The sequence below is a fragment of the Bradyrhizobium sp. SHOUNA76 genome (assembly GCF_023006445.1).
GTDB lineage: Bacteria > Pseudomonadota > Alphaproteobacteria > Rhizobiales > Xanthobacteraceae > Bradyrhizobium.
The window spans coordinates 1-9,149 of the sequence record NZ_JALBHA010000244.1 but is presented as its reverse complement, the minus strand read 5'-3'; the positions used below and the strand labels follow the sequence as shown (position 1 = coordinate 9,149).

The 9,149-nt window shown below is 64.6% G+C and carries 10 protein-coding genes and 2 pseudogenes; 8 read left to right on the top strand and 4 right to left on the bottom strand.

The features are described 5' to 3' along the window. Positions 1 to 220 (bottom strand): annotated as a pseudogene (locus MOV74_RS22690) (MFS transporter); the annotation flags it as partial. A 168-nt stretch (positions 221 to 388) separates the two neighbouring features. On the opposite strand from MOV74_RS22690, the gene MOV74_RS22685 reads away from it, so the two are divergent. Further along, the gene (locus MOV74_RS22685) at positions 389 to 1,741 is read left to right on the top strand and encodes an Nramp family divalent metal transporter (protein WP_246927136.1); all 1,353 of its coding nucleotides are present in this window, start codon (positions 389 to 391) and stop codon (positions 1,739 to 1,741) included. A 63-nt stretch (positions 1,742 to 1,804) separates the two neighbouring features. Here the strand turns inward: MOV74_RS22685 and MOV74_RS22680 are convergent, their stop codons facing one another. The 3 genes from MOV74_RS22680 to hemB form a co-directional block, all read right to left on the bottom strand. Next, on the bottom strand, positions 1,805 to 2,581 hold the full coding sequence (locus tag MOV74_RS22680; protein ID WP_246927132.1) for an arginyltransferase: 777 nt from the start codon (positions 2,579 to 2,581) through the stop codon (positions 1,805 to 1,807). Positions 2,582 to 2,700: 119 nt separating this feature from the next. Further along, a complete protein-coding gene (locus tag MOV74_RS22675; protein WP_246927130.1) occupies positions 2,701 to 3,243 on the bottom strand; it encodes an RDD family protein in 543 nt (180 codons plus the stop codon). Positions 3,244 to 3,488: 245 nt separating this feature from the next. Then, positions 3,489 to 4,550 carry a porphobilinogen synthase gene (hemB, locus tag MOV74_RS22670; protein WP_246927128.1) on the bottom strand — a complete coding sequence of 354 codons (1,062 nt, stop codon included), beginning with the start codon at positions 4,548 to 4,550 and terminating at the stop codon, positions 3,489 to 3,491. A gap of 124 nt (positions 4,551 to 4,674) precedes the next feature. On the opposite strand from hemB, the gene MOV74_RS22665 reads away from it, so the two are divergent. The 7 genes and pseudogenes from MOV74_RS22665 to MOV74_RS22635 form a co-directional block, all read left to right on the top strand. Then, complete coding sequence (locus tag MOV74_RS22665; RefSeq protein ID WP_246927126.1) at positions 4,675 to 5,175, top strand: DUF6163 family protein; 501 nt, start codon at positions 4,675 to 4,677, stop codon at positions 5,173 to 5,175. Between the two features lie 498 nt (positions 5,176 to 5,673). Further along, positions 5,674 to 6,192, top strand: a complete 519-nt coding sequence (ldtR, locus tag MOV74_RS22660; protein ID WP_106952563.1) for a transcriptional regulator LdtR — start codon at positions 5,674 to 5,676, stop codon at positions 6,190 to 6,192. Between the two features lie 201 nt (positions 6,193 to 6,393). Further along, positions 6,394 to 6,630, top strand: a complete 237-nt coding sequence (locus MOV74_RS22655) for a hypothetical protein (RefSeq protein ID WP_246927124.1) — start codon at positions 6,394 to 6,396, stop codon at positions 6,628 to 6,630. 37 nt (positions 6,631 to 6,667) lie between these two features. Next, a complete protein-coding gene (locus tag MOV74_RS22650; RefSeq protein ID WP_028144414.1) occupies positions 6,668 to 6,889 on the top strand; it encodes a hypothetical protein in 222 nt (73 codons plus the stop codon). 271 nt (positions 6,890 to 7,160) lie between these two features. Next, a complete protein-coding gene (gene glyA / locus MOV74_RS22645) occupies positions 7,161 to 8,459 on the top strand; it encodes a serine hydroxymethyltransferase (RefSeq protein ID WP_246927122.1) in 1,299 nt (432 codons plus the stop codon). 13 nt (positions 8,460 to 8,472) lie between these two features. Next, positions 8,473 to 8,955: a transcriptional regulator NrdR gene (gene nrdR, locus MOV74_RS22640; RefSeq protein ID WP_007603426.1), complete on the top strand. Its 483-nt coding sequence runs from the start codon at positions 8,473 to 8,475 to the stop codon at positions 8,953 to 8,955. After that, positions 8,952 to 9,149 (top strand): annotated as a pseudogene (locus tag MOV74_RS22635) (riboflavin biosynthesis protein RibD); the annotation flags it as partial. The gene nrdR and the pseudogene MOV74_RS22635, both read left to right, overlap by 4 nt.

Here is a 9,149-nt window from a genome sequence, read left to right as displayed (position 1 = left end):
GTGAGATGCGGTCGGCGAGCAGGCCGGCCGGAATGGCGAACAGCACAAAGGGCAGGGTCAGCGCGGTCTGCAACAGGCCGGTCTGGCCTTCCGCGACCCCGAGCGTGAGCACGGCGACGATGGGGGCTGCGGCCAATGCGATCTGCTCGGCCGACTGTGCCGCGAGGTTGGACCAGGCGAGGCGGCCAAAGGTGTCGGGAAGACGGGGCGGGTTTGACATGGCTCATGTCCTGCAAAGTCGAGTTGGCGCCAGTATCCGGCCGCGAGGCCCGCCAAACCCACCCGCTTTCCGACAGGGTGGCCGCATCCCGGCCGGGACGGGAGCCCATGCCGCTAGATGCAGTTGCAAATGAGTTGCAATAAGAAGGAAGTTGGGTATTCTCGCCCCATGGATGCCCGATCACCCCACCTGAGCCCCGACGCCGCCGGCTGGCGCACTGATGCGCCCACCACCAAGAGCCTCGCGGAGGTCAATTCCACAGTCGCGATCCCGGCCGCTGGCCACTGGTCGCGGCGGCTGCTGGCCTTTGTCGGTCCGGGCTATCTCGTGTCGGTCGGTTACATGGACCCCGGCAACTGGGCGACCGACCTCGCGGGCGGATCGAAGTTCGGCTACACGCTGCTCTCCGTCATCCTGCTCTCGAACCTGATGGCGATCCTGCTGCAGTCGCTGGCGGCACGGCTCGGCATCGTCACCGACCGCGACCTGGCGCAGGCCTGCCGCGCCACCTACTCGCCGGCGGTGAACTTCCTGCTCTGGCTGGCCTGCGAGGCGGCGATCATCGCCTGCGATCTCGCCGAGGTGATCGGCACCGCGATCGCGCTCAAGCTCCTGTTCGGCATTCCCCTGATCGGCGGGGCGCTGCTCGCAGCCCTCGACGCTTTTCTGCTTCTGATCCTGATGAACCGCGGCTTCCGCTTCCTCGAAGCCTTCGTCATCGCGCTGCTCGCGGTGATCGCGGTGTGCTTCGCGGTCCAGATCGTAGCCGCGGCCCCGCCGGTCGCGGAGGTGCTGCGCGGTTTCGTGCCGAAGAGCGAGATCTTCACCAACCCTGAAATGCTCTACATCGCGATCGGCATCATCGGCGCGACCGTGATGCCGCATAATCTCTACCTGCACTCCTCGATCGTGCAGACGCGCGCCTATGAGCGCAACGACACCGGCCGCCGCGAGGCGATCAAATGGGCGACGACGGACTCGACCATCGCTCTGATGCTGGCGCTCTTCATCAACGCCGCGATCCTCGTCGTCGCTGCTGCGACCTTCCACAAGAGCGGCCATTCCGATGTCGCTGAGATCGGCCAGGCCTTCGAGCTGTTGTCGCCGCTGCTCGGCCTCGGCATTGCGTCGACGCTGTTCGCAGTGGCGCTGCTCGCCTCCGGCCTCAACTCGACGGTGACGGCGACGCTCGCCGGCCAGATCGTGATGGAAGGCTTTCTCGACCTGCGCCTGCCGAGCTGGGCGCGCCGCCTGCTCACGCGCGGCATCGCCATCGTCCCCGTGATCGTCGTCACCGCGATCTATGGCGAGCGCGGCACGGCCGATTTGCTGGTATTCAGTCAGGTCGTGCTGTCGATGCAGCTGCCCTTTGCGGTCATCCCGCTGGTCCGCTTCGTCTCCGACCGCCGCAAGATGGGCCAGTTCGCGATTCCCGCTTACGTCGCCGCGATCGCGTGGATCGTCGCGGGCGTGATCGTGATTTTGAATCTGAAGCTGCTGGCGGATACGCTGATGGGGTGAGTGGCGAATGGCGAGTAGCGAATGGTGGCTCTACTCGCTACTCCCAACTCGCTATTCGCCAGCTTAGTCCTGCGGCTCGGACGCCGTATCCCCCTGCGCGTCGATGCGCAGCCAGCCTGAGGGCGCGAGGCGCTGCTGCGGCAGGAAGCGGGCCTTGTAGTCCATCTTCTTCGAGCCCTCGATCCAGTAGCCGAGATAGACGTAAGGCAGGCCCTGACGTCGGGCGCGGGCGATGTGGTCGAGGATCATGAAGGTGCCCATCGAGCGGCTGACCTGGCCCGGCTCGAAGAACGAATAAACCATCGACAGACCGTCGCTGAGCACGTCGGTCAGCGCCACCGCGATCAGCTCCTCGCCGCGGCCGGTGATACCGCTGTCGGGGCCGCGCTTGCGGTACTCGATGATGCGGGTCTCGACATGGCTGTCCTCGACCATCATGGCGTAGTCGAGCACGGTCATGTCGGCCATGCCGCCATGGCGGTGCCGGGCGTCGAGATAGGCGCGGAACACCGAATATTGCTCGGAGGTGGGCACCGCGCTGCGCTGCTCGCCGATGATGTCGGCGTTGCGTGCCATCACCTTGCGGAAGTTGCGGGAGGGCCGGAACTCATTGGCGACGACCCGGACCGAGACGCAGGCGCGGCACTGGTCGCAGGCCGGACGGTAGGCGATCGATTGGCTGCGGCGGAAGCCGCCATGGGTCAGGAGGTCGTTGAGGTCTCCGGCGCGCTCCCCAACGAGGTGCGTGAACACCTTGCGCTCATGCCGGCCCGGCAGATACGGGCAGGGCGAGGGCGCCGTAAGGTAAAATTGGGGGGTGTCGCGCGAGTGCTGGGTCAAGGGACGTCGTGGGCCTCCGAAGTGAGTATCAGCATCGCGCTACGGAAGCCCCCGGTCAATTGGTCAGCTCGGCAGGTCAGATCAGTCAGCTTAGATGGTCCTGGTTGATAGGTCGTTGCTCAGTAGGTCCTCGCGGTCTGCGGCACCGGGGCGCGGACGGAATTGTTGATCACGACCGTTCCCAGCACGATGTCATGCAGCAGGCGCCGGCGGCCGTTGAACAGTCCGACCAGCACCACGAAGGGCGTCAGGAACGAGACCGTCACCCAGAACAGCACGGCGTGGGTGGCGCCGAGCACGAAATAGCCGGGCGCGCCGTACCAGGTGCGCAGCTCCAGATCCATCAGGCGCATGCCGACCGTCGCCGACGAGGGACCGCCGATGCAGGCGCCATAATAGACGATGGCCCAGATCACGGAGGCCGGCCAGGCCAGCCAGAACAGCGCCCAGCCGATGCCGAGGGTGACCACGCCGAACACCGCGATGAAGACGTAGCCGAGGATCACCGGCACCGAGATCACGACCATGTCGATCAGGAAGGCGAATGCGCGCCGCGTCGCAACGCCGCGGAACAGTTCCGGATGCAGATAGGGGTCGTAGGCATGCGGCTGCGCCCCGCCGTCATTGCGCCAGGCGCCTGAATTGCCCGAGTCATACGACATCGTCCGTCCTCCCAGGGGGAAACAGAGGGAAAACCCTCGAGCAGGACATGGGAACAGCCCATCCCCGTGCCAAGGGCGCAGGGACATTAACAAGCCGAAATATTCCGGCGATTCGGCGGCGTTCTCTCGCCGCTGTCATTCCGGGGCGGTCCGCAGGACCGAACCCGGAATCTCGAGATTCCGGGTTCGATGCTAACGCATCGCCCCGGAATGACGGGAGTTGCTGAGAGGTCGCTCTACGAGACCTACCCCTGCGCGCGCAGCTTCTCCGCCGCCTTCGGTGCAAAGTAGCTCAGCACGCCGTCGGCGCCGGCGCGCTTGAACGCCAGGAGGCTCTCCATCATCGCGCGCTCGCCGTCGAGCCAGCCGTTGTTCGCGGCGGCCGCGATCATCGCGTATTCGCCGGAGACCTGGTAGGCGAAGGTCGGCATCGCAAAGGTGTCCTTCACGCGGCGGACCACGTCGAGATAGGGCATGCCGGGCTTTACCATCACCATGTCGGCGCCCTCGGCGATGTCGAGCTCGACCTCGCGCAGCGCTTCGTCGGTGTTGGCGCTGTCCATCTGATAGGTGCGCTTGTCGCCGGTGAGCGTCTTGGCCGATCCGATGGCGTCCCGGAACGGGCCGTAGAAGGCGGAGGCGTATTTGGCCGCATAGGCCATGATCTGCACGTCGAGCAGGCCTGTGCGATCCAGCGCCTCGCGGATCGCGGCGACACGACCGTCCATCATGTCGGAGGGCGCGATGATGTCGCAGCCGGCCTCGGCCTGCACCAGCGCCTGACGCACCAGCACGGCGACCGTCTCGTCGTTCAAAATCTTGCCGTCGGAGATCAAGCCGTCATGGCCGTGGCTGGTGAAGGGATCGAGCGCGACGTCGCAGAGGACGCCGATCTCCGGAAACTCCTTCTTGATTGCACGCACCGCCTGGCAGACCAGATTGTTCGGATTGGTCGCTTCAGAACCGTCCTCATCGCGCAAGGAGGGGTCGGTGTAGGGAAACAGCGCGATGCAGGGGATGGTGAGCTTCATTGCGCGCTCGGCCTCACGCACCGCCTGGTCGACGCTGAGGCGCTCGACCCCTGGCATCGAGGCGACCTGCTCGCGCTTGTTGTTGCCGTCGATCAGGAACAGCGGCCAGATCAGATCGTCCGTGGTGAGCACGTTCTCCCGCACCATGCGCCGGGCCCATTCGGCCTTGCGGTTGCGGCGCGGGCGGACGGTCAGATCGAGGGCAGGGGAGGCGCCAGTGCCATCCCGGCGCGAAACCTCGCGCAATTCGATCGGACGTCCGTATTTAATCGCCATCACTCTTCCTCCGGCTGGAATTATTCTTATACCAGCTCGCATGGTTCCCGTCACCGCGGCTTGACCTGCCGCAAGGGATGGGCAGCCGATTGATTTTGCGGGCCGAAGCAGCCAGAAGGGGCCCATGTCCGAGATCTCCACCCGCGATGCGGCCCGTGACGGCAGCCCCAGGGACGCCGTCAGAGACAATGCCAGAGACAGCGCGATGTCGGTGGCTGCGATCTCGTCGGAGCGTTCGGAGTCCGACGACAATGTCTGGACGCGCCGCCTCGTGCTGTTCCTGCGGGTGATGGCGCTGCTCTCGATCCTGAAAGGTCTCTATCACTGGGCGCAGGTGACGGGCTTCGTCGGCGGCGAGGACGAGGCGTTCGAGAACCAGTCGATGGCCTGGCAGGCCGCGACCGTCTACTTCGCCGTGATCGAGCTCGTCGCTGCGGTCGGCCTGTGGCTGGCAACGCCGTGGGGCGCGGTGGTGTGGCTCACGACCGTGGTGTCGATGGCGGTGATCGAGCTGATGTTCCCGGGCATCTACGGCGGCAGCCTGATCGTCGTCGGCGTCGAGGCCTTCATGCTCGCCGCTTATCTCGCGCTCGCCTGGATGGCCGCGCGCGAACGGCCGCCGTAGCAGCGTTTCGCGATACGAAAGCTCTCGTGCCCCGGACGCAGCGCTACTTTAGCGGTGCGCTGCAGAGCCGGGGCCCATCTCTCCGCGATCTCATTTGTGGCTTTCTGGGTCCCGGCTCTGCGCTTCGCTTGTCCGGGACACGAAACGTTTCGCGCGCTCTTGGTTGACCGTTGGTTGCCTAAAATTTGCGGTAAGTTTTCGTTGACCAGCCGGTTCCGCCACAGCTGTTACGCGCCCGTTTCGAAACGGAGCGGGCCTGTTCTGGAATGCGACAACGGGGGCGGACGGAGGGTGAACAGGACCTTGCGAAGGTCAACAGAGCGTTGCGAAAAGTGCTTGTGGCACAGGCTTAATCCGCAATTCACTGTCTTAAATTCATGATCTCTTTATTCTCTTATTTAAGCCGATCTTCAAACGAGCCCCTTAAGTTGCACCTATCAGACGGAGCACAAGTTTCGTCGAATAAGTGTCGATAAAAACGACAACAGGGGAAGTGTCATGATGAAAGCCGTCGCAACTGCGGCAGATACCGCAGAGCGCGTCTCCGGCCAGCAGGGTTCGGTGCAGTCGCTCTATCTGGAAGCTTTGACTCTGGTGGAGCGGCTGCATCGCCGGCTCCTCGACGTGATCAAGGACGAGTTCGATCGTCGTGGTCGCGCCGACATCAACTCGGTGCAGGCGCTCCTGCTCTACAACATCGGCGACAAGGAGCTGACCGCGGGCGAGCTGCGCACGCGCGGTTACTATCTCGGCTCCAACGTCTCCTACAATCTGAAGAAGCTCGTCGAGCTCGGCTTCCTCGATCATCAGCGCTCGCGCGTTGATCGCCGCTCGGTGCGCATCCGCCTGACCCCGCAGGGCCAGGAAGTCCGCCGCATCGTCGATACGCTGTACCAGAAGCACGTCAAGACGGTGGAGCAGGTCGGCGGCATCTCCGGCGAGGAGTTCTCGACCCTCAACAAGTCGCTGCATCGCCTCGAGCGGTTCTGGACCGACCAGATCCTCTATCGGCTCTGAGTTTTCTCAAGGGATCAAGGCCAAGCCGGCCCCCAACAAGACCGGCAGGCTTCCCGAACTGTGCCTCAACTTCCCCATCGCGCCGGCCCGGATCCCCTCCGGACCGGTGCGTTTTACTTTGTGCACCTGCGAAAAAATTGCTCGCGCTGCGGAACCAGCTCCGGCCTCAGCACTTATCTCCTTCGGATCGGAGACAAGTCGATGCTGGTCGAGCGCGGGCTTCAGGCGATGAACGTGGAACTCGTGAGCGAGGCCTACGCCATCGCCGCGAACTACCTGCGCCGCTCCGGCGCGATCCCCGATACCCTCGTCACCGACGAACACCTGCTGGGGATTATCGTGAAGCTGCTCCAACAGGGCGAATTCAACAAGATCAGGCTCGCCAACAAGGCGATCACGTGGTTCGAGACGCAGTCCGAGGCCCGCGCGGTTGCCTGAACAAGACTCCGAAAATTCAAGAGAACCAGAGGGTGCCATGGAAGCCGCCATCGACCGCATCATGCAGACCTATGACCTGCTCGCCAACCGCACCGCCGCGGCCAGCGAGGAGGCCCGGGCCAAGGTCACGAACTATCTCACGACATTGATGGAGGCCGGCGAGAAGGACCCGCACAGGTTGACTGTTTGCGGCCTGACCTATCTGCGCCAGCTCGATGGCAGCGTGGACCCCGTGAAGGCGGGGTATACCGGGCTGTGACGCGATTTCTGCCGCACCTCGCGGCTTCGGGTAGGAGGAATTAAAGGCCCGAATCGGCCCCATTTCGGATGTGACGGGCGGGCGATTCCCTCAGGCTGGCCCGTCACCGAAAACCTCCACTCCCCACCATATCTTGCACAAATCTCGCACCCGACCCGCAAATGCTTGGCCTGTTGCGGGCGATGTGGTAGATCGCGCTCGCCGCTTCCGATCGCCACACCAGACCGCCCGTAGCCCGCCAAAAGGCTGCGGCGGTGGAGATATTCGCAAGATGACCGCACCCAAGACCGCCTCCGCGCCCGATTCGTTTTTCGCCGCCTCGCTCGAGCAGGCCGACCCGGAAATCGCCGCCGCCATCAAGGGCGAGCTTGGCCGTCAGCGCCACGAGGTCGAGCTGATCGCCTCCGAGAACATCGTCAGCCGGGCCGTGCTGGAAGCGCAGGGTTCGGTCATGACCAACAAATATGCGGAAGGCTATCCGGGCGCGCGCTACTACGGCGGTTGTGAGTGGGTCGACGTCGCCGAGAACCTCGCGATCGATCGTGCCAAGAAGCTGTTCGGCGCCAAATTCGCCAACGTGCAGCCGAACTCCGGCAGCCAGATGAACCAGGCTGTGTTTCTGGCGCTGCTGCAGCCCGGCGATACCTTCATGGGGCTCGATCTCGCGGCCGGCGGCCATCTCACCCACGGTTCGCCCGTCAACATGAGCGGCAAGTGGTTCAAGGCCGCGCACTACACCGTGCGCCGCGAGGACCAGATCATCGACATGGACGCGGTCGCCAAGCAGGCCGAAGAGGTGAAGCCGAAGCTGATCGTTGCCGGCGGCTCGGCCTATTCGCGTGCCTGGGACTTCAAGCGCTTCCGCGAGATCGCGGACTCGGTCGGCGCCTATCTCCTGGTCGACATGGCCCACTTTGCGGGCCTCGTCGCCGGCGGCGTGCATGCTTCGCCCGTGCCGCATGCCCACGTCACCACCACCACCACGCACAAGTCGCTGCGCGGTCCGCGCGGCGGCCTGATCCTCTCCAACGACGAGGCGCTCGCCAAGAAGCTCAACTCGGCGATTTTCCCCGGCCTGCAGGGCGGCCCCCTGATGCATGTGATCGCGGCGAAGGCGGTTGCCTTTGGCGAAGCGCTGCGTCCGGACTTCAAGGTCTATGCGAAGAACGTCGTCGAGAACGCCAAGGCACTGGCCGAGGCGATGAAGAGCCACGGCTTCGACATCGTCTCCGGCGGCACCGACAACCATCTGATGCTGGTCGACCTCCGGCCGAAGGGCCTCAAGGGCAACGTCTCGGAGAAGGCGCTGGTTCGCGCCGCCATCACCTGCAACAAGAACGGCATTCCGTTTGACCCCGAAAAGCCCTTCGTCACCTCGGGCCTGCGTCTCGGCACCCCGGCGGCGACCACCCGCGGTTTCGGCGTTGCCGAATTCCAGCAGGTCGCCGGCATGATTGCCGAGGTCCTCAACGCGATCGCGCAGTCCGACGACGGCAAGGCGCCGCTGGTCGAAGCCGCGATCAAGGAACGGGTCAAGGCGCTCACCGACCGGTTCCCGATCTACCAGTAAGTAGGCCAAGCGGATGCGCTGCCCGAACTGCAACAGTCTCGATACGCAGGTAAAGGACTCGCGTCCGACCGAGGACTCTTCCGTGATCCGCAGGCGGCGCGTGTGCGTCGCCTGCAATTTCCGCTTCACCACCTTCGAGCGCGTGCAGCTGCGCGAGCTCACGGTGATCAAGCGCAACGGCCGCCGCGTGCCGTTCGACCGCGACAAGCTGATGCGCTCGGTCTCGATCTCCCTGCGCAAGCGGCAGGTCGAGCCTGAAAGGGTGGAGAAGATGGTCTCCACCATCGTGCGCGAGCTCGAGACCGGGGGCGAGGCCGAGATCTCCTCGGAGGTGATCGGCGAGACCGTGATGGAGCATCTGCGCACGCTCGACGACGTCGCCTATGTGCGCTTCGCTTCGGTCTATCGCAATTTCCGCGAGGCCAAGGATTTCGCCGACGTGCTCGGCGAGCTCTCCGGTGAGGAGGAAGCGCGGCTCGCCGCGATCCGCAAATGATCTTCCGTATCCTGGAAGATCAGTTCGCGCAGAAGGCCCGCGAGGCCAAGGACGCCGATTTTCGCTTCATGCAGCTTGCGCTGGCGCTGGGTAAGCGCGGGCAGGGGCGTACCTGGCCCAATCCGGCCGTCGGCGCGGTCATCGTCAAGGACGGGGTCATCTTCGGGCGGGGCTGGACGCAGCCCGGCGGGCGG